This is a genomic window from Sphingobium lactosutens DS20 (assembly GCF_000445105.1).
GTDB lineage: Bacteria > Pseudomonadota > Alphaproteobacteria > Sphingomonadales > Sphingomonadaceae > Sphingobium > Sphingobium lactosutens.
This window is the reverse complement of sequence record NZ_ATDP01000109.1, coordinates 1-19,645: the sequence shown is the minus strand read 5'-3', so window position 1 is coordinate 19,645 and position 19,645 is coordinate 1. Positions and strand designations below refer to the sequence as shown.

The 19,645-nt window shown below is 59.9% G+C and carries 15 protein-coding genes and 1 pseudogene; 9 read left to right on the top strand and 7 right to left on the bottom strand.

Going from position 1 to position 19,645, the window contains the following annotated elements:
- The first annotated feature begins 9 nt into the window (after positions 1 to 9).
- Positions 10 to 750, top strand: a complete 741-nt coding sequence (istB, locus tag RLDS_RS52485; protein ID WP_021228487.1) for an IS21-like element helper ATPase IstB — start codon at positions 10 to 12, stop codon at positions 748 to 750.
- A gap of 36 nt (positions 751 to 786) precedes the next feature.
- Here the strand turns inward: istB (RLDS_RS52485) and RLDS_RS52480 are convergent, their stop codons facing one another.
- Complete coding sequence (locus RLDS_RS52480) at positions 787 to 2,883, bottom strand: outer membrane protein assembly factor BamB family protein (RefSeq protein WP_021228486.1); 2,097 nt, start codon at positions 2,881 to 2,883, stop codon at positions 787 to 789.
- A gap of 108 nt (positions 2,884 to 2,991) precedes the next feature.
- Here RLDS_RS52480 and RLDS_RS52475 point away from each other — a divergent pair, with 108 nt between their 5' ends.
- Complete coding sequence (locus RLDS_RS52475; protein WP_021228485.1) at positions 2,992 to 3,495, top strand: TetR/AcrR family transcriptional regulator; 504 nt, start codon at positions 2,992 to 2,994, stop codon at positions 3,493 to 3,495.
- A gap of 200 nt (positions 3,496 to 3,695) precedes the next feature.
- Complete coding sequence (locus tag RLDS_RS52470) at positions 3,696 to 4,430, top strand: MerR family transcriptional regulator (RefSeq protein ID WP_021228484.1); 735 nt, start codon at positions 3,696 to 3,698, stop codon at positions 4,428 to 4,430.
- Here the strand turns inward: RLDS_RS52470 and RLDS_RS52465 are convergent.
- A complete protein-coding gene (locus RLDS_RS52465; RefSeq protein ID WP_021228483.1) occupies positions 4,420 to 5,520 on the bottom strand; it encodes an NAD(P)-dependent alcohol dehydrogenase in 1,101 nt (366 codons plus the stop codon). The two genes, RLDS_RS52470 and RLDS_RS52465, sit on opposite strands and share 11 nt — an antisense overlap.
- A 215-nt stretch (positions 5,521 to 5,735) precedes the next feature.
- On the opposite strand from RLDS_RS52465, the gene RLDS_RS52460 reads away from it, so the two are divergent.
- The 3 genes from RLDS_RS52460 to RLDS_RS52450 all read left to right on the top strand — a co-directional run bounded on the left by RLDS_RS52460 (position 5,736) and on the right by RLDS_RS52450 (position 11,090).
- Positions 5,736 to 7,037: a cytochrome P450 gene (locus RLDS_RS52460; RefSeq protein ID WP_021228482.1), complete on the top strand. Its 1,302-nt coding sequence runs from the start codon at positions 5,736 to 5,738 to the stop codon at positions 7,035 to 7,037.
- Between the two features lie 119 nt (positions 7,038 to 7,156).
- Complete coding sequence (locus RLDS_RS52455; RefSeq protein WP_031299150.1) at positions 7,157 to 9,514, top strand: TonB-dependent receptor; 2,358 nt, start codon at positions 7,157 to 7,159, stop codon at positions 9,512 to 9,514.
- Between the two features lie 67 nt (positions 9,515 to 9,581).
- Positions 9,582 to 11,090, top strand: coding sequence for an aldehyde dehydrogenase family protein (locus RLDS_RS52450; protein ID WP_201767516.1), 1,509 nt, complete (start codon positions 9,582 to 9,584; stop codon positions 11,088 to 11,090).
- Positions 11,091 to 11,574: 484 nt separating this feature from the next.
- Here the strand turns inward: RLDS_RS52450 and RLDS_RS52445 are convergent, their stop codons facing one another.
- The 3 genes and pseudogenes from RLDS_RS52445 to RLDS_RS52435 form a co-directional block, all read right to left on the bottom strand.
- Positions 11,575 to 11,820, bottom strand: coding sequence for a hypothetical protein (locus tag RLDS_RS52445; RefSeq protein WP_021228479.1), 246 nt, complete (start codon positions 11,818 to 11,820; stop codon positions 11,575 to 11,577).
- A gap of 17 nt (positions 11,821 to 11,837) precedes the next feature.
- A pseudogene (locus tag RLDS_RS57110) lies at positions 11,838 to 12,131 on the bottom strand (transposase domain-containing protein); the annotation flags it as partial.
- A gap of 296 nt (positions 12,132 to 12,427) precedes the next feature.
- Positions 12,428 to 12,832: a winged helix-turn-helix transcriptional regulator gene (locus tag RLDS_RS52435; RefSeq protein WP_021228477.1), complete on the bottom strand. Its 405-nt coding sequence runs from the start codon at positions 12,830 to 12,832 to the stop codon at positions 12,428 to 12,430.
- A gap of 127 nt (positions 12,833 to 12,959) precedes the next feature.
- On the opposite strand from RLDS_RS52435, the gene RLDS_RS52430 reads away from it, so the two are divergent.
- The 3 genes from RLDS_RS52430 (at position 12,960) to RLDS_RS52415 (ending at position 16,896) form a co-directional block, all read left to right on the top strand.
- Positions 12,960 to 13,916, top strand: a complete 957-nt coding sequence (locus RLDS_RS52430; RefSeq protein ID WP_052034221.1) for an alpha/beta hydrolase family protein — start codon at positions 12,960 to 12,962, stop codon at positions 13,914 to 13,916.
- Positions 13,917 to 14,849: 933 nt separating this feature from the next.
- Positions 14,850 to 15,989, top strand: a complete 1,140-nt coding sequence (locus RLDS_RS52420; protein WP_161626761.1) for an MlaA family lipoprotein — start codon at positions 14,850 to 14,852, stop codon at positions 15,987 to 15,989.
- Positions 15,979 to 16,896, top strand: coding sequence for an FAD-dependent oxidoreductase (locus RLDS_RS52415; RefSeq protein WP_021228472.1), 918 nt, complete (start codon positions 15,979 to 15,981; stop codon positions 16,894 to 16,896). The genes RLDS_RS52420 and RLDS_RS52415 overlap by 11 nt, the downstream gene beginning before the upstream one ends.
- Positions 16,897 to 17,267: 371 nt before the next feature.
- Here the strand turns inward: RLDS_RS52415 and istB (RLDS_RS52410) are convergent, their stop codons facing one another.
- Together istB (RLDS_RS52410) and istA are read right to left on the bottom strand one after the other, a co-directional pair.
- Positions 17,268 to 18,035, bottom strand: coding sequence for an IS21-like element ISSsp5 family helper ATPase IstB (gene istB / locus RLDS_RS52410; protein ID WP_007686288.1), 768 nt, complete (start codon positions 18,033 to 18,035; stop codon positions 17,268 to 17,270).
- Positions 18,032 to 19,525, bottom strand: coding sequence for an IS21 family transposase (gene istA, locus RLDS_RS52405; RefSeq protein ID WP_011950768.1), 1,494 nt, complete (start codon positions 19,523 to 19,525; stop codon positions 18,032 to 18,034). Before istA ends, istB (RLDS_RS52410) begins: the two co-directional genes overlap by 4 nt.
- Between the last annotated feature and the right edge of the window lie 120 nt (positions 19,526 to 19,645).

Sequence of the window (19,645 nt, the reverse complement as noted above, 5' to 3'; positions counted from 1 at the left end):
GGAGCGACGATGCTCAAACACCCAACCCTTGATCAACTGAACCAGCTTGGGCTGACCGGGATGGCCCATGCCTTTGCCGAACTGGACGGCAATGGTGACGCCGCAGGCCTCGGCCATGCCGAGTGGCTGGCCCTGCTGCTCGATCATGAAGCAACCTGGCGCAACGATCGGCGCCTCGCGCTTCGGCTGCGTCATGCCAAGTTGCGGCATCATGCGGTGCCTGAAGACGTTGATTATCGCAGCGCGCGCGGGCTCGACCGCCGGCTGTTCGAAACGTTGCTCAAAGGAAACTGGATCGCCGCCCACGAGAACCTGGCCATCATCGGCCCCGCAGGGGTCGGCAAGAGCTGGCTTGCCTGTGCGATCGGCCACAAGGCCTGCCGCGACAATCGCTCGGTCCTCTACACGCGCCTGCCGCGATTGATCGACGACCTGTCGCTGGCCAAAGGGGACGGCCGCATCGCTGCACGCATGAAGAGCCTTGGCAGGGTCGATCTGCTGATCCTGGACGACTGGGGGCTTGAACCGCTCGACGGAAATGCCCGCCACCACCTGCTCGAGATCCTTGAAGACCGCTACGGCCGTCGCTCAACCCTCGTGACCAGCCAACTTCCTGTGGCCCGCTGGTTCGATCTGATCGGAGATCCGACCTACGCCGACGCCATCTTGGACCGCCTCGTTCACAACGCTCATCGCCTCGAACTCTCCGGCGAGTCCATGCGCCGGAATCTCCCGGCTCAAGCCGCTTGACCAACAACGAACAGGAATGACATCTTCACCCAACGATCAGATGATCCACCTGCGCGCGATCAGATCGGAACGCTGCGCGGCATCAGATCGGAATACATGCGCGCGATGGTCGGAATCCGCATCGATCGCGGTCATGGTGCCCCATGGCGGCGCATTGCATGGGATACCCAACACCGACATCAGGGTGTCATGGCGCGTCGCAAAGGGCCCCCCTTTTTGCGGATACAGCCCCAGCGCATGCGCGTCCGACACTTCACGCGGGTCAACCTCGGCTTGAGGCACGAGAGAGATGACCTGCGGCATCCGAATGTCATTGACGATCAGAAGTCCACGCTTCTCGTCCACCGAGACACCTCCCCAGTTGAACCCGCCGTAATAGCCCGGGTAGAAGATGGTCGGCTTGGTCGTGATCGGTGTAAACGGACCTTCGTAGCGCGCCTTCCTGAAGGCAATTCTGCAGGAAAGTTGGTCGAGGAACGTCGCGCCCCACATCGATGCTTCGGTCAGGGGCTCAACACCGATCTGAGGCATCCCGATCGAATGCGGCTGAGTGGGCGCAATCCGATCTCCCGGCTGGCCGTCCTGGGGTACAGGGCGTTCGGCAACAGGGGCAAAGGGCTTGCCATTCCTGCGATCAAGCATGAAAATCTGTCCAGTCTTGGTCGGCTGGATTATGACAGGCGTTATGCTTCCTTTGCCATCGGGAAGGTCGTACAGCGCCGGCTGCGAGGCAACGTCATAGTCCCAGATATCGTGATGAACGGTCTGGAATTTCCAGCGTTCCTTGCCGGTCGTGATGTCGAGCGCAAGAATTGACGTTGCGTAAGCCTCGGTTTCCGGAGTGCGATTGGCGCCCCAGAAATCGTCGGCTCCCCCACCAAGAGGAAGATAGATCATTCCCAGCTTGTCGTCGTAGGCAGGCGTCGACCACATGTCGGGGGTGCTATCGACAAAGTCCACGCCCGCGGGTGGTGGCGTCGTCACATCTGGCCGTCCGGCATCGAAAGCCCAGACAAGCTGCCCGGTCCGCACATTGAAAGCCCGGATGACGCCGCCGGGCATCTTCTCGGCGCGACCATCCATGACAAAGGACCCGACTATTACAAGGTCACGGGCTATAGTTGGCGCCGATGTCTGAAAGTAAAAGTCTGGATTGCCTGCGCCCATCTGTTTGCGCAGATCAACAACGCCATCTTCTCCAAAGTCAGTGCACAGACGCCCGGTCCGGGCATCGATAGCGTACATTCTCGCCTTGACGCTTGTCATGATGATGCGCTGATCGCAGGGCAGTGGGGCGGCTCTGTTTCCAGGCACAAGTCCGGAAGATTGCACGGAAGTGGCGTCATGATAGCCAACGCCGCGGCATCGACTGTAAGCCGCAGTGCGAATTCCCGGATCAAACCGCCACCGGATTTTCCCCGTATCAGCGTCAAGGGCAAGAACCTGGTTGCGGGGTGTGCAGGCATAGAGCGTATCGCCGATCTGCAAGGGCGTGTTCTGGCTTTCCACTCCCGGCGCGGTCAAATCCCCGGTCCGCGTCGTCCATGCGACCTTCAGGCGATTGACATTTCCGGGCGTGATCTGGCTATATGGCGCATATCTTGTACCGGATGCGTCTTTTCCAAAAAACTGCCAGCGTGACTCACCGTCAGGACCGCTCTCATCGGCCGAGGAGAATGGATTGCGGACCACCCCATGCGGGTAGAACATGGCGATCGCGCCCATGCCGATCAAGAGCGCGGTCGCCCCAGCTCCAAGCTTTGCAACCTTCGCGCCCCTGCCGCCGGTCAGGCGGGGCAGGATAAGCAGCATAACGAAGCTCATGATGAGAAACGGCCCGATCCGCGGAACAAGCGGCCAGAACTGAAAACCCACTTCCCAAATCGACCAGATGAGCGTTCCAAATAGAACGATCGCAAAAACAAGGGCACCAGACACTCTCCGAAGAGCAATCAGCACACCCGATGCGGTCAGCAGCGCCCCAGTAATATAGTAGTATCCTGAGCCACCGACCATGACGAGTTGTATCCCGCCGATCTGGAGGACCAGTCCGACGAGCGCCAGGACGGCACCCGATATTCCCAACAGCCATCGACCTGCGCCAACACTGCCGGCACGTCCCGCCATGTCCATGATGATCTCCAAACCTCGTCGAAAGGGCGACCGCGCCGCACATTGATGGGTCTATACATCTGTATAGGCTCATGGCAATACATCTGTATAGGTTCTGTAAGGAGAGATATGCGCAACGACCGCAGAGAAGTTATCGCCAGGGCCGCCATCGATACCCTTGCGGAAAAGGGCGCGCGTGGCCTCACTCACCGTGCCGTCGATGCCGCAGCCGGTTTGCCGTCGAGTTCGACGGCATATTATTGTCGCACGAGAGAAGCTTTGCTCGAACTAGCCATGGACGCAGTGCTGAGCGCAGATCTGGCAGACTCGCGTGAGCGCCTTCGGGCAGACGGATCTGTCGATTTTGACAAGCTGTTCGAGCATTTTACAGCTCCGGGAAATCGGACCCGCGCCCTTGCGCGCGTCGAACTATTTCTCGAGGCAGCCCGTAATCCAAATTTTCGCGACCGCCTTGCCAGTTATCGCGCCGGGTTAAGAGAGATCGTTTCTTCGCGGATGGCCGCTCACGGGACGGAGAATGCCGATGAGAAAGCCCGCTCTCAGATTTATCAGTTTGAAACCCGCCTGTTCCACGCGCTGATATTTCCATCGGAAGATCCGTTGGCTTCCTGATCGGGGGCAGATCTGCGACGGAGATGTAGCGCCCCCCCGTGCCTCGCTTCGGTGCGGTCAGGATAGTGGTTGTTGCCTAGGCGCAATTTGAGTTTGAACGCGACGCTTTGCGTCAGACGGCATGAGCCGCCTTCTGGCTGTCGTCAGCGTAGCGAGAGCACGCATTGCTCGCTCTCCTGTCCCATGCTTTAGAGAACTCTATGAAGATGCGCGAACTTGAGCAACGGACCGGGGTCCATAGGGAGGTGATTCGCGTCTATTTGCGAGACGGGTTGATCCCCGAACCCGCGCGACCCCGCCGGACAATTGCGATCTATGGCGAGGAGCATGTCCAGGCCATCGCGGCTATACGCCGCCTTCAGCGAGAAAATCGCCTCACGCTTTCCCAGATTCGTGCCCTTATGGACGGCGAGGCGGCCGAGGCTCGGCTTGATGCCGCGGCATTCGATCAGCTCGAGCAATTAGTTGATCACCGCACGGGTGGGGATGGGCAACCGGTGCTGATCACCACGCTAGAGCGGGAGTATCCGCAAGCGCTGGAGGATGCCCATATCCTTGCCAGGATCGGTATATTGGAGATTATTGAGACATCGGATGGTGAAGCACTTTCCATCTCCGCAGTGCATCTCGTCCGTATCTGGGGCCAGATGCGTAAGGCCGGCTTCGACCAGCGACTGACTTACTCACCTGATATATTGGGCTTCTACACGAAGGCCGCGGAGTTTGTCGGCAGCTGGGAGGCCCAAACGTTCTTCGAGCGGACGAACGAGCGTGTCACAACGCGCGAAGCGGCAGATCTTATCGAGCAGGCCTTGCCTCTTATGCTCGATTTCTTTGGATTGCTTCGACAGCGTGCATTTTTCCGGCATCTCGAGAAACTGCATACGGGCGGCAGCGATCGGCCGCCGCCCGACGAACTCCCGGCTACATCGTGAGAATGGCCTTCACGCACCGGCCGGCATGCTGATCGGCGATGGCCTCGTTGATCTGATCCAGGCGATATGAGCTGATCATGCGATCGATCGGAAACTTGCCTGCCAGGAAAAGGTCGACAAGCTGCGGAAGAAAGGTCTGGGGATCGGCGTTCCCTTCGGTGACGCCGCTAATTTGAATGCCCAGCGAGAGCATCTGCAGGATATTGAGCGAAACTGCAGCATCGGCAGACCTGGGCACGCCAACCGTCGCCAGCCTGCCACGCACGGCCAGAGCACCAACCGCGGCTTCGATGACCGGGGCTATGCCGGAGGTGTCGAGCACGTTCTCGACGCCGGCTGGCACAATAGCACGAACCTGCTCCGCGAGTTCCCCGGCTGCTGGATCGATCACGTGGGTGGCGCCGAGATCGATAGCCATTGCGCGGCGCGAGGGAAGAGGGTCGGACACCAGGATCATATCCGCCCCTCTGACCACTCCCGCCATCACCGCGCTTAGTCCGACGGGGCCGCCTCCAGTGACGAGCAGGCTTTCACCCTGCTTCAGTTGCAAAGCGTGGAAGACGGCACCGGCGCCGGTCATGATACCGCAGCCAAGCGGGCCAAGGAGCTCGATCGGCGCATCCTTGGTCACTTTGACGGCGTTTTTGGCCGCTACAATGGCATGGGTCGCGAATGACGACTGGCCAAAGAAGTGACTGCTTACCTCACCATCTTGATCGTGCAGACATGAGGTTCCGTCCCGGCGCCGTCCGCTGAAATTCAACGGTGTGAACTCGCGGCAATAGGCCGGCTGCCCGCTGATGCATTGTGGGCATTGCCGGCAGGCCGCGAATCCCAGCACGACGTGGTCGCCGACGCTGAGGCCTTGAACGTCTGCTCCGATCGCCTCTACGAGGCCGGCCCCTTCATGGCCAAGGACGGCCGGCAGGGGAACCGGCAGTATCTGGTCGCGCACCGCGATATCGGTATGGCAAAGCCCGGTGGCCACAACGCGCACCAGTATTTCATCGGCTTGGATATCTAGCATATCAAGGGTCTCGACGCTGAAATCCGCACCTGCATTCCTGGAAACTGCCGCGCGTATCTGCATATGTCTCTCCCATTCAAAGTCGGTTCCGCTATTCGAATTGCGGAGGGTGGATGCTCTGCACCTGCTGATAACTAACTGATTACACGTATCTTTATCGGAGGTGCGGTTAAATGGTCTGACCGCCCTATAAGATTGACGATGGTCAAAGTCCAGTGTTACGTCTGCGGCACACGCAACGCAGCAGGGCTGATTAAGCCGCTGGAGAGGGTATATGCATGGCCACTACGTTTGAATCCGACACCCGTCCCATGATTCCGGACGACATCGCCAGGATCGTGATTTCCCCCAAATCCTACACCAATGACGAGGTCGTCTATGGCGCCTTCAAGTGGCTCCGCGAGAATATGCCGCTCGGCGTAGCCGAAGTACCCGGTTACGATCCGCTGTGGATCGTGACGAAGCACGCGGACATCCGCGAAGTTGAAAAAAACGCGAAGCTGTTTCACAACGCCGATCACAATCCGGTGCTGAACGACCAGGCATCCGATGCGTTTACGCGCGAGATCAACAATGGATCGCTGCGGATTCTCTCGTCGCTGACGTATATGGATCCGCCCGAGCATGGCAGCTTCCGCTCCGTGACCTCGAACTGGTTTCTCCCCGGTAAGATCAGCAAGCTCGAGGACCAGGTGCGGGTTCTTGCACGACAGTCGGTCGAAAATCTGCTGAGCTTCGATGGCGAGTGCGACTTCGTAAAGGATTTTGCGCTGCACTATCCGTTGCGCGTGATCATGACGCTGTTCGGCGTTCCCCCCGAAGATGAACCCCGCATGCTGAAGCTGACGCAGGAGTTCTTCGGCGTTCATGATCCTGAGGAGCAGCGCCCGGAAATTGCGGCCGATCCGGTTGTCGGTGCTAAAATGTGGGCTGCGACGCTGGAAGATTTTTACGGCTATTTCGACAAGCTCAGCGCGGCGCGCCGGGAGCAGCCCAACGACGATCTGCTCTCACTGATCGCGAACTCCCGCGTCAATGGCCTGCCGATCCCGCGGGCGGAGGCAAATGGCTATTATGTCGCCATCGCGACCGCCGGACATGACACGACCTCTTCGTCGACTGCAGGCGGGTTGCACGGCATGCTCCTCTATCCCGAGAATTGGGACAAGGTGAAAGCCGACCCGGCAATGATACCCAAGCTTGTCGACGAAGCCATTCGCTGGACCGCGCCGGTCAAGCATTTCATGCGCAACGCGACCGAGGATACCGAGCTGCGCGGACAGACTATCCGTGCAATGGACCGTCTGATGATCTGCTACCCGTCCGGCTGTCGCGACGAGGAAGTGTTCGCAGATGCCGATCGATTCGACATAACGCGATCGCCCAACCAGCATATCGCCTTCGGTTTTGGCCCCCACATGTGTCTTGGCCAGCATCTCGCCAAGCTCGAGATGAGGGTTCTTTACGAAGAACTGCTTCCGCATCTTAAGTCCGTGGAACTGGCCGGTGAGCCGCGGCTGGTCGAAACCAACTTCGTGGGCGGGTACAAGAGCTTGCCGATCCGCTTCACCAAAAACTGACTTACGATATCCGACGAGGCGGTTCGTGCCCGCCCCGTCGGCAATAGCCAATAGACCGGTCAATCAAGTCCGGGAAACAAGCCTGTAAGATATGGGCGATCTTGAGGGAGGATAATGCTATGAGAGGAAGGATTCTATTTGTTGCCGGCTGTTCCGTATTTGCGATGCAATCGCCGGCGATTGCCCAGACCGCGAGCGCAGAGCCGCAAGCGGAATCCGGGATCGGCGACATTATCGTGACCGCGCAGAAGCGAGAGCAGGCGCTCAATGATGTCCCGCTGTCTATCACGGCGGCTTCAGGCGAGAAATTGCAGGACCAAGGTATCACCGACGTTGCCGATCTTGGGAAGATCGTTCCGGGTTTCAACTATACCGAGAGCGCCTTTGCGACGCCGGTTTACACCCTTCGCGGTATCGGCTTCTACGATACCTCGCTCGCTGCCAAGCCTACGGTCAGCATTTACCAGGATCAGGTCGCGATACCCTTTTCAATCATGACGCGCGGCGCGACGCTCGATCTCGAGCGCGTAGAGGTACTCAAGGGCCCGCAAGGCACGCTTTTCGGGTCAAATGCGACCGGTGGCGCGATCAACTATATCGCAGCCAAGCCGACGACGACGTTCAAGGCTGGCCTCGACGCGAGTATCGCCCGCTTTGGCGAGGTGACAGCCGGCGGTTTCGTGAGCGGCCCGATCAGCGACACGATCACCGCGCGCGTGGCCGTCCGCACCGAGCAGGGCGGTGCTTGGCAGCGCAGTTACACACGCGATGAAAAGCTTGGCGATCGGAATTTCACGACAGGCCGTCTGCTCGTCGACTTCGAGCCTTCCGACGCATTGCGCTTTGAGCTCAACCTCAATGGTTTCATCGACAAAAGTGATGGACAGGCAGCCCAACTCATAGGCGTGGTGCCGCTGGGCAACCCGGCGCGCGCGGGAGAGTTTTACAGCTACCCGATCGCGCCTCACAATAACCGGGCCGCCGACTGGACACCGGGCCAGGATCCCAAACGCGACGACTGGTATTATCAGGCGTCCTTGCGTGGCGATCTCGATCTCAACGACGACATCACTCTGACCTCGATCACAAGCTGGTCGAAATACGACATCGACGCGGATATCGATCCGGACGGCGTTGCCCTCCAGGGCTATTTCTACAACACGACCGGCCGTATCACCGCGCTTTCGCAAGAGCTTCGTCTGGGCGGGAAGACGGGCGACCTGAGCTGGATCATCGGTGGTAACTATTCCCGCGAAAAGACCTATCAGCATGACGAAGCAGCGTACCCCGATTCAACCTCGGCATACCAGCTGGTCGATGCCGGCGTGGGCGTTCCGTTCTTCCGTTACTACCAATATGCCCAACAGAAGTTCGTGAACAAAGCTGTCTTCGCCAATCTCGACTATGACATCGGCGACTTCTTCACGCTGCATGGCGGCATTCGTTACACGAAGACCAACATCGACTTCGCGGGATGCACGGCCGATCGCGGTAACGCGCTGGGCGTGGGAATAGAAAATCTGCTGAACTTCATCAGGGGAGGCGCGGGACTCGGCCCAATCGACATTCAACCTGACGCTTGCGTTACTATCGATGCTTCGACCTTGACCGCTGGTGAAGTTCGTCGATCGCTCGATGAAGACAATGTGTCCTGGCGGGCTGGCCTGGATTTCAAGCCGAACAGGGACATTCTGCTCTACGCGTCGGTCAGCAAAGGATATAAGTCCGGCAGTTTCCCGTTGCTCTCGGCGAGCGACGCCAACCAGTTCAATCCGGTCACTCAGGAATCGGTCACTGCCTATGAGTTGGGCGCAAAACTGACGTTGCTCGACCGAACCGCGCAAATCAATGGCGCTGTTTTCTACTACGATTATAGCGACAAACAGTTGAAGGGTCGGGTCGTTGCAAATCCCGACATTTTCGGTCCGCTTGAGGCGCTCGTCAACGTTCCCAAGTCACGCGTACAGGGCGCCGAAATCCAACTCGATCTCGCGCCAACCGATGGCCTGCGCTTTAGCATCGGCGGGACCTACCTCAACACCAAGATCAAGGGGAGCTTCGTCAACTATGATAGTTACGGGAATCAGGCCGATTTCGGCGGTTCTGCTTTCCCCTATACGCCGAAATACCAGATCGTCATAGACGGGCAGTATGATTGGGCTTTGAGTGATGATGTCGGCGCATTCATTGGCGCGAACATGAGCTTCCAGAGCGACACCAAGGCCGTGCTTGGCGATGCAAGGCAGACGCCATCGCCGGCGCTCACCGCAGAAGGCGGCCTCACCATCGCAGACTATACGCTGATCGATCTGCGTGCAGGCCTCAACCTCGACAACAAACGCTACAAGATCAGCGCGTTCGTAAGAAACCTGACGAATGAATATTACTGGTCGAACGCAACACGGATTACCGACACGACGGTGAGGTTCGCTGGACGTCCGCGCACGTTCGGTCTCAGCCTCTCGGTCCGGTTATGAACTCTCCCCTGGGTCGCGCTCTTTGAAGGCGAGCGCGACCCCTTCTTTTTCTTTTCGGAGACCTGACATGAATACGCTTACGATGATCGATCCGCAATTGCATGGCGAACCGGGATTTGAGGTTCGGCTTCCCGATACGAGGATGCTGATCGGCGGTGAGCGATATGAAGCGGGCGCCGGCAAGCGGATCGACATCGAAGACCCAGCGACGGGTAAGGTCTTCGCGAGCGTGCCTGCCGGAACGGCGGAGGATGTAGACAAGGCCGTTCGTCGTGCTCGGACTGCCTTCGAGTCCCATTCATGGTCGCGAATGCGGCCGCTCGACCGCGCCAGGATCATCGAGGCGATCGCCCGCAAGATCGAGGACAATGCAGGTGAACTCGCGCTCCTCGAAAGCTATGATAATGGGAAGACAGTCCATCACGCGATGGCGGTTGACGTTCCCGCCGCTGCCGACATTTTTCGCTACATGGCAGGCTGGGCTTCCAAGATCGGTGGTCAGGTGAACCCGATTTCCGGTGACGGGCGGCAGTATCACAGCTATTCGGTCCGGGAGCCGATCGGTGTCGTAGGGCAGATCGTTCCATGGAATTATCCGCTGGCAATGGCCGCCTGGAAAATCGCGCCGGCTTTGGCAGCCGGCTGTACCATCGTCCTGAAGCCGTCGGAAGTCACACCCCTTACGGCGCTGCGTCTTGCCGAACTGGCGCTCGAGGCAGGACTTCCCGAAGGCGTGCTCAATGTTGTCACTGGCTATGGTCATGAGGCGGGACAGGCCCTGGTCGAGCATCCCGGTATCGACAAGATCGCCTTCACCGGTTCCACGCGCGTAGGGAAGCAGATCGTGCAAACCGCTGCGAAGGATCTGAAGCGCGTCACGCTCGAACTGGGCGGCAAATCTCCCTCGCTGATCTTCGCAGACGCCGATCTCGAGAAAGCGAGCATCGGCGCTGCGCTCGCCATCTTCTTCAACTCGGGCCAGGTATGCCTCGCCGCCTCCCGGCTTTATGTTGAGCGCTCGGTTTATGATCGCGTAGTCGAAGGGGTGGCGCAGGCCGCACGAAGCTTCAAACTTGGTCATGGCCGCGACCCCGACGCGATGCTTGGTCCGCTCGTTTCGCGGGCGCAGCAGGAACGTGTCCTCGATTACATCGAACAGGGGCGATCGAGCGGCGCGGAAATCGTGACCGGCGGTGGCGTTGGCGGGGAGGGCGGCTATTTCGTGGAACCGACGATCTTCTCTAATCCAGGACCGGATTCCAGCATCGTGCGCGAGGAGATATTTGGTCCGGTGCTGGTCGCGACGCCCTTCGATGATGTCGATGAAGCCCTAGCTGCTGCGAATGATACGCGTTACGGCCTTGCCGCGAACATCTGGACCCGCGATCTGTCCCGCGCGCACCTGACTGCGCGGCGTCTGCAGGCGGGCACGGTCTGGATCAACACGCATGGAATGAATGATCCGTCCGCGCCCTTTGGGGGTGTCAAGGAGTCGGGTTGGGGTCGTGAGGTCGGCGAGGAGGGTGTCCTCCACTATACCGAAACCAAGACGGTCACCGCGCTTCTCGCTGACTGAGCCGTGCACGCTCACCGTGACTGACGGTGCGAATGGCAGGAACCAGGTCGAGCACTCCGCTCGCTTCGCCCGGTTCCTGCCACCATTTGGTGCACAGCCCAAAATGAACAGTAATCCTTTCGCATCGAAACGACTTAATCGCTGCCTGTCGGTCTTTTGCCCCCTGACGGCCCGACGCGGAGCTGCAACGGAGCTTGACGTCCCTTGGCCGCTTCGCAGAGCCACGAGAAATCTGCGATTGTTTTCATCGTACGTCCGGCTGGCAGGCTGACTATATGCACCGCCCTGACCGCCGACACGGCCGCGATCACCTGACAGCCGACTGATAAGTTCTTCGTCGAAGCTTGGGTGAGCACACCGCAATAGCGACAGGCCTTCCTGAAGGTTTTGGGCCGCTCGCCGCAACTGAAGTCGCAGGCGCAGACAACCGTATGCATCCGGTAGAGGCCGCAGTTGAACGCGGTTCTCTGCCGGATCTTGTGGCTTACTTGCCGATGAATGCCTCAAAGCCCTCTTTGGCGAGGACTTCGCGGAATGCCGCATCTGCATCGCGGTCGGTTGCAAAGAGGTCGTCCCAGACAGTCGATGTGCCGTGCTCGTTGACGACCTCGAGGGACCAGCCGCGCTCGGTGGCGAGCCGCACGATGTTGATGGTCAGCCGTACCCCTGCCTGTTCCATAGACCGGCTAAAAGAGGATTCGATCAGTTCGGGTTGGGGGTCAAGATCCATAGGGTGATGCTATGAGATTACGGCTCGAGCTTCAACACCGTCGATTTCCAACTCCATGGGAGTAAATCGGTAAGCCGATCGACGGGATGATCGATGATGCGAACGAGGAGGGCGGCAAGCCAGTCCCGGGGGGCGACATCGTTGAGCGGACAGCTCCGGATGAGCGAGAACATGATGATTGCGCGCTGGCCGCCGCGATCGGGGCCGCAGAAGAGCTATGCTTGCGGGCTGAGCGGCACTCAGCGGAGCGCTCGCTTCGCGGAATTGTTCATCAGACAGACTCTACCGTGGATGAGGAAGGGGATGAAGGCAAAGAAGCCTGCGCTGTCGAAGCATGGCGCTAGTGCTGGACCGCGTGTCGAAAGCCTCCATCAGCCGTTTATCTCCAGGGCGCGCGACCATTGGTCGAGCGTAAGCCAGCCTGGCAAAAGTTTGCGCAGTTCATTGACATCCGCATTCCCCCCTTTTCGACAGCAAGATCGCGATCGAGAAATGTCGCGACGCTGGCGACTGGTCCTGTGTGGTTGAAGACCTCATTCCTTTGTCTAATTCGCGCCGGGCGCTTTCGTCCGCCAACGATGGCGCAGCACCGGCCCATTCCTGCGACTTACTGGCCGCGATGCTGCCCATCTTTGGCGGACCTCTGTGACCGTGTGTCGAAAACATCGCGACAGCGCCCGATTACATCACGATGCGCGATCGCCCACTCTGCGAGACGCCGGACAGGGTCCGAAAGCGACAGGCCAAGCTCGGTCAGCGAATATTCGACCTGCGGCGGCGTCGTATCGTGCACAATCCGCTTGACCATTCCATCCCTTTCCAGCGCCTTGAGGGTACGCGTCAGCATCTGCTGCGAGATGCCGGGCACCAGCTTTTTCAGGCTATTGAACCGGCGCGGCTCTTGATGAAGCGCGACTACGACCTGGACGGTCCACTTGTCCCCGATACGGCTCAGCACTTCGCCCACGCCGCTGCAGTTTTCGAACAAATTGAGCGAAGCGGTCGCATCCATATGACCTGGCTCCAAAAATATGCGTTCTTGTCCCGGTCAAATAGGTCACATATCTGGAGCAGGTCAATTGTAGTGACTTAAAGTCGCCGACCATTGCCCGGTCGGCTCAGTTCGAAAGGTTGATGCTATGGCCGGCCACTCTCTCCTGCGCGACGCGAACATGAGTGCCCCACGTGCCATTCACTCGGTGCGCGGACTTAGACTGTCAGCGCCCGAGCGCGGCGAGGATCTGCAACTGCGCATCTCGGCACCTGAAGGCCGTGAGACGCTGCCCATCGTCCTGTTCGCGCACGGCCATGGCTCTTCAATGGACGGCTATGCCCCGCTTACCGATTACTGGGCTTCGCACGGCTTTGTCGTGATCCAGCCAACCTTCCTCGACGCCAGACGGCTCGGCCTGACACCCGACGATCCGCGGCGTCCATCGATCTGGCGGACGCGCGTGGACGACATGAAACGGATCCTCGACCATCTCGATCTCGCCGAAAGGGCGTTGCCGGGTCTTGCCGGGCGAATGGACCGCGACCTTGTCGCGGCCGTGGGCCACTCGTTCGGTGGACAGACGGTGAGCATGCTGCTTGGCGCCCGGATGATCGGTGACGGCGAGCAGGGCGAGGATCTGTCCGATCGGCGGATCAAGGCCGGCATTCTCCTGGCGTCCGGCGGCCGGGGCGGGGCCGACCTCAGCGATCTCGGACGCCAGATAACCCCATATCTCGACTCGAATTTTGCCGAGATGACGACGCGAACGCTCGTCGTCGCCGGTGACGCGGATCAGTCTCCGCTGACGGTGCGCGGACCCGACTGGTTCGGCGATCCCTTCCACCTCAGCCCGGGCGGCGAGGCGCTGCTCACGCTTCACAGGGGCGAGCATATGCTTGGTGGTATCTCGGGCTATGAGGTCACGGAGACCACGGACGAAAGCCCCGAACGGGTGGCGGTCGTCCAGAAGGTGACGCTTGCCTATCTCCAACTGGCACTCAAGCACGACAGTGACGCCTGGGCGTCGGCTTGCATGGCCGTGACGGCAGACTCCGAGGCGGCACGGATCGAGCAGAAAGACCCCGTGAACGCCAAGAACTGAGAAGCGATCACGCTCTGCCTCCGCTGAAGAGGAGGTAGCGAGCGGCACGAAGGCTTCGTAACACGCGGCTTGGCTGATGCCACGACTTATGCTTGCTCTGGCGAGGTTGCCAATCCGTACCCTCAACGCTGGCCCCCAGAAAGTTGCGCGGGAAAGACTGGCGGCTGCCCAGATCAGCTGATTGTCAGGTCCAATAGAAGGCAGTGCTATCGACCGAGTATCATCTCCCGCTCCGCCCCGGCGAGGGCACCGAAACATTCATCCTTGGGAGCTGATGAGCGAAGCGCCGTGAGAAAATCGATCATGAACTGCGGTCTTTGGTCTTTTGACATTTTCTACTGGTTCTCGCGATGAAGGAGCGGCGCTTTCTCAAGAACGAAACCATCGGAGCGCGTGCCGAGCCCGACTGGGACAAGTTTATGAAAGCACATTGCGCCGCTTATGTCCTGTCTCCCGCCGCGGGGGCGCTTCTTGCCGAAAACCCCGGCGGCATATCGTCGGTGATCCCGAGCAAGACTGAGGAGCCCTCGGACGCTATCCTGCTGGACTATATGACGCCTGCCGCAGGCCTTCGATCAAGGCAATTCGCGCCCTCTTGCAGGCGCTCGAGATTGCATTGAAACGGTACTCGACCCGAGTTTCGAGCATCATCCAATATCCAACTGGGGCGATGTGATTCTCGTTCTTTGCCTGACAGGCAACACGCAATCGGTCGCTTAATGCCAGTGAGACGTCGTCTCTCAAAAATGCCATGTTAGCGGCCGCAGTTTGAAGTGTTTTTTGGCGCACCGCCTATGGCCATGCACCGTTGAGTGGTTGACAGCCGATCCTGCCAAGCATAAATTTATATGAGAGTGAGCGCTCGCTCCTAATCTCTCTTCGAACCGTTTGGCGCACGACCAGATTGCCGCCGACTTTCGCAAGGAACCGGCTGTGTCGTCACCAACCATCATCCTCCATCTGACCCTTGCGTTTGCAGGCCCTTTTCTACCCGGTCCGACACATCAAAACCTGTCTCCGTCGTCTCCCAATTTTGCCGGGTCAGCACAAAGCGAGGTGGCCACGGAAGTAATTTGCGGACGACAGGTAGTCGAGCAAGGTGGCGAAGGGCAAAGCTTATCCGATCCTTCGCCCATGGACGGCGATGGGCAACAGTCGATTATCGTAACAGGCCGGGCGCGCGCGCCATCAAACGATCCTATCGAGGCAGTCAACAGGGCCTCTTTCAATATGGTTCAGGCTGCCGACCAGGCTTTCGTTGGCCCGGTAGCTGATGGTTACAGGAAAGCGGTGCCACGCCCCATGCGCTCGGGCATCCGCAATCTCCTGAGGAACCTTCAGGAGCCGGTGAACTTCGTGAACTATCTCCTGCAAATCAAACCCGGGAAGGCGGCGGAGACAGCGGGACGGTTCGCCCTAAACTCGACCGCAGGCGTCGCCGGCCTTGTTGATGTAGCCTCGAAGCCCCCGTTTAAGCTGCCACGCCGGGTAAACGGATTTGGCAATACGCTCGGCTACTACGGCGTTCGGCCGGGAGCCTACCTCTATCTTCCGTTGATCGGTCCGACCACCGTCCGCGACCTCTCCGGGCGGATGCTTGATCTTGCGGTGCTTCCAGTCGCCGTGGGCGCGCCGTTCAACGATCCTGCCTTCGTAGTCCCTACGACGACGATAAGGTTGCTGGATGAGCGTGCAGAGGCCGGCGTACGCGCTCGCGAAGTCCACGAGAGATCGGAGGATCCATTCTCGACAGTTCGCGAAGAGTATCTGCGTCGCCGAGCGCGCGAGATCGACGCATTGCGCGGAAAAACCAGCGCAGTGTATACTGAGCCGGCTGGTGATAACGCCAGGATCGAGGACGTCAGCCAATACAAGCTGCCCGCCCCGCGTGGTCAAAACTCCGCCGACAGCGATCCATCATGGACGGCATCTCGGTTTTCCGAGGGAGAGACCTCCGTCGAGCAGGGCGATCCTGCGCCAAGTACAAAGAGTTCGGATGCGCCATCAGACTGTGCTTCGGAGGGAGCCGGGCAGGGGACCGCAGATCATCGTGGAGCAAATCATGCATCGTGACCTCAGCGCGGTCGCTGGCCGGGATTTCCTGACCGAAATATGTGTGATCGGTGCCGGCGCAGCGGGTATCAGCATGGCACGCCTTCTGCTCGAGGCGGGACACGATGTCATGCTCCTGGAAAGTGGTGGCCTCGACTATGAGCCCGGGACAGCCGCGCTCAACAAAGGCGAAATTTCCGGTCTTGATTATTATGATCTCGAGCACGCGCGGCTGCGCTTCTTCGGCGGGACGACTGCCATATGGGGTGGGCGCAGCGCGGAACTCGATCCAATCGATTTCGAGAAACGTCCCTGGATACCCCATTCGGGCTGGCCGATCAGCTGGGCCGAAATGCAACCCTACTACCGTAGAGCGCGCAAGCTGCTGGGGCTGAAGGATCCGCCGATGGTGGGGCGCCTGGCCGCATCAGACATTGCCATTCCTGTCTTTGATCCAGATCGCATTCGTCCGAAAATCTGGACGTTCGACGACGTGCATGGCCGCTTCTCTTTTCCAAACTGTAAGGATCTGGAGGAACATCCGCGATGTCGCATCATCACGCATGCAACCGTAAGGGAAATCAGAGTCGCTCCCAATGGCGCAGTCGTGGATCATCTCGACGTTGCCAATTCGTCCGGTGAACGCATCAAGGTCCGAGCGCGCCATTATGTACTTGCGGCGGGCGGTATCGAGAACGCGCGGCTGCTGCTTGCTTCGACCTCGGTCATGCCCACGGGAATAGGAAACGCGCATGACTGGGTGGGCCGCTGCTTCATGGAGCATCCGCACGCGCGCGGCGGCCGGGTGACCTCGGGCAAGAGCTGGGGCTTCTCAACGCGTTCGCTCGTAAGCACAGGATCGACGGGCAGTCGGTTGCCGCCCTGCTTACGACGGGTGAGGCTTTCCAGCATCGCCACGAAATCCTGAACAGTTCATTGACTGTCGTCGGCCGCAGGCCTCCGGGCAGGCGGGAAAGTCTTGCTCTCCAGGCCTATGGCCATATCAAACATGATATGGCGCCCGATCGTCGCGGACGAGCCTTGTGGATGTCGGCCAAGAAAGCAGTTCACAGCCTTTTACGCTATTCAGAGCCAGCCCGTCCCTGGCTTCTGCACCGTCTTGGAACGTTGGACCTAGCCTTGCTGGTACGTGCGGAACAGTCCCCCAACCGCGAATGTCAACGGCGGAGCAAAAGTCGGCCATTCGGCGGCGTAAAACCAGGCCATCGTGTTACATGCCGGGGGGAGTGGCGTGAGGGCGTAGCCCGAGGGCCACTCCCCCCGGCATTGGTGTAATTTTCAGGGTCTGGTTTTGGCCTTGCGGGCCCGGCTGTGCGCGAGGCGATAGCTTTCGCCGTTCATCTCGAGGATGCTGACGTGATGGGTCAGGCGATCGAGGAGCGCGCCTGTGAGACGCTCAGATCCGAAGGTTTCGGTCCATTCGTCGAAGGGCAGGTTGCTGGTGATGAAGGTGGAGCCGCGTTCGTAACGCTGGGAGATCAGCTCGAACAACAGTTCGGCGCCGGTCTTGGAGAGCGGCACAAAGCCCAGTTCGTCGATGATGAGCAGCTTGTATCCGGCCATCTGCTTCTGGAAGCGCAGAAGACGGCGCTCGTCGCGGGCCTCCATCATTTCGCTGACCAGCGCTGCCGCGGTGGTGAAGCCCACCGACAGTCCTTTCTGGCATGCTGCCAGTCCGAGCCCCAACGCTACGTGCGTCTTTCCGGTGCCTGATGGCCCCAGAGCGATGGCGTTCTCACGCCGCTCGATCCACTCGCAGCGCGCCATCTCGAGCACCTGCATCTTGTTGAGCCTGGGGATGGCGGCGAAGTCGAAGCTGTCGAGGCTTTTGACGGCGGGGAAGCGCGCGGCCTTGATGCGCCGCTCGACCATGCGACGCTCCCTGTCGATCATTTCCATCTCGACGAGGCGGGCGAGGAAGCGGATATGATCGACGCCTTCAGCGGCACATTGCCGCGCGAGCTTGTGATGCTCACGCAGGCACGTAGGCAGCTTGAGCGCCTTGAGATGGTGAGCGAGAAGGATCTCCGGGGCCTGATCGCTCATGCGGCCTCCTGCCGGTCGGAGAGCAGGCTCAGATAGGCTCTGGCAAAGGTCTTCTCGACCGTGGTGCGTGGCAGGAAGGGATAGACGTCCAGGTCCAGCCTGGGCGGTACGCGTTCGATCCGGCACAGGACGAGGTGCTTGACGGCATCGAAGCCGATGGCGCCAAGATCGATGGCCTGTTCGACCGCCGCCTGGAGATCGGCGAGGGTGAACGTTTCCAGCAGGCGCAGTACCTGCACATATTCGCGCCTGCCATGTTTGTGCATGCGCCCTTCCATCAACCGCTGCAGTGTCGTGAACGCTTCGGGCAGGTCCCAGCCCTGCAAAGGCGCAGCCTGGTCGAATGCGTTGATCTTCTGCTCGATCAGCGGGAGATAATGGAGCGGGTCGAAGACAACCTCCTCGCGGGCATAGCAACGAGGATGACGGGCGATGACTTCGCTGCGGCAGCCGATCACCACCTCATCGACATAGGCCCTGATCCAGACCTCCTGATGGCCCCAGGCCACCGGAACCGAATAATCGTTGGTCCTGTAGCGCACCAGGGATTGCGAGGAGACCCTCCCGCCTTTCTGATCGCAGGCCTCGAAGGGTGTAGCGGGCAGAGGCTGCATGGCCGCGAGATCGCGCTGCAGCCGCTCACCGATCGTCTCGCTCTGCCCGCGCACCTTGTCCTGCTGGCGCTTGCGGCATTGCTCCTCCAGCCACAGGTTGAACGCCTCCCAGGTCGGGAACTTCGGGATCGGCACCATGAAGTTGCGCCGGCAATAGCCTACCAGCCCCTCCACATTGCCTTTCTCGTTCCCCTTGCCCGGGCGAGCATAGCGGTCGCGGATCACGTAATGTGACAGGAAAGCGCTGAACAGCGTGGCACGCTGCCGCGTGCCGTCGGGCAGGATCTTCGTCACAAGGCAGCGATCGTTGTCATAGACGATCGAGCGCGGTACCGCGCCGAAAAACGCGAAGGCATGCACGTGTCCGTCCACCCAGGCCTCCGCCACCGCCGCCGGATAGGCCCGCACATAGCAGGCATCACTGTGCGGCAGATCGAGCGCGAAGAAGTAGGCCTTCTGCTCCACCCCGCCGATCTCCACCAGCGCTTCCCCGAAATCGGCCTGCGCATCTCCCGCAGGGTGCGCCAGCGGCACGAACATCTCCCGGCTGCGCTGTTCGCGCTCCCGGATGTAATCCTTGATGATCGTATAGCCGCCGGTGAAACCATGCTCGGTGCGCAAACGGTCGAATACCCGCTTCGCCGTATGGCGTTGCTTGCGCGGGACACTGCGGTCACCCTCAAGCCATCCATCAATGATCGCCACAAACCCGTCCAGCTTCGGGCGCTGCGGTACGGACTGGCGCCGGTAACCCGGCGGCGATGAAAACGACAGCATCTTGCGTACCGTTTCGCGCGACACATTGAAACGCTTCGCCGCCGCCCGTTGGCTCATGCCATCCGCGCAAGCCAGACGGACCTGAAGATAAAGTTCCACGCTGTAGATCCCCACACCTCCCTGACTCGGCAGAAAGGCTTCAAGGTGGACGACTTTTACGCCGCCCGCAGCAGGACTATCCCGCCGCTACCGTGGTCGAATATTGCTCCGCCGTTCTCA

What these genes read in the sequence shown, in the direction of transcription:
- istB (WP_021228487.1), top strand. Translation starts at nt 10, where the DNA reads ATGCTCAAACACCCAACCCTTGATCAACTGAACCAGCTTGGGCTGACC.
- RLDS_RS52480 (WP_021228486.1), bottom strand. Translation starts at nt 2,883, where the DNA reads ATGGACATGGCGGGACGTGCCGGCAGTGTTGGCGCAGGTCGATGGCTG.
- RLDS_RS52475 (WP_021228485.1), top strand. Translation starts at nt 2,992, where the DNA reads ATGCGCAACGACCGCAGAGAAGTTATCGCCAGGGCCGCCATCGATACC.
- RLDS_RS52470 (WP_021228484.1), top strand. Translation starts at nt 3,696, where the DNA reads ATGAAGATGCGCGAACTTGAGCAACGGACCGGGGTCCATAGGGAGGTG.
- RLDS_RS52465 (WP_021228483.1), bottom strand. Translation starts at nt 5,520, where the DNA reads ATGCAGATACGCGCGGCAGTTTCCAGGAATGCAGGTGCGGATTTCAGC.
- RLDS_RS52460 (WP_021228482.1), top strand. Translation starts at nt 5,736, where the DNA reads ATGGCCACTACGTTTGAATCCGACACCCGTCCCATGATTCCGGACGAC.
- RLDS_RS52455 (WP_031299150.1), top strand. Translation starts at nt 7,157, where the DNA reads ATGAGAGGAAGGATTCTATTTGTTGCCGGCTGTTCCGTATTTGCGATG.
- RLDS_RS52450 (WP_201767516.1), top strand. Translation starts at nt 9,582, where the DNA reads ATGAATACGCTTACGATGATCGATCCGCAATTGCATGGCGAACCGGGA.
- RLDS_RS52445 (WP_021228479.1), bottom strand. Translation starts at nt 11,820, where the DNA reads ATGGATCTTGACCCCCAACCCGAACTGATCGAATCCTCTTTTAGCCGG.
- RLDS_RS52435 (WP_021228477.1), bottom strand. Translation starts at nt 12,832, where the DNA reads ATGGATGCGACCGCTTCGCTCAATTTGTTCGAAAACTGCAGCGGCGTG.
- RLDS_RS52430 (WP_052034221.1), top strand. Translation starts at nt 12,960, where the DNA reads ATGGCCGGCCACTCTCTCCTGCGCGACGCGAACATGAGTGCCCCACGT.
- RLDS_RS52415 (WP_021228472.1), top strand. Translation starts at nt 15,979, where the DNA reads ATGCATCGTGACCTCAGCGCGGTCGCTGGCCGGGATTTCCTGACCGAA.
- istB (WP_007686288.1), bottom strand. Translation starts at nt 18,035, where the DNA reads ATGAGCGATCAGGCCCCGGAGATCCTTCTCGCTCACCATCTCAAGGCG.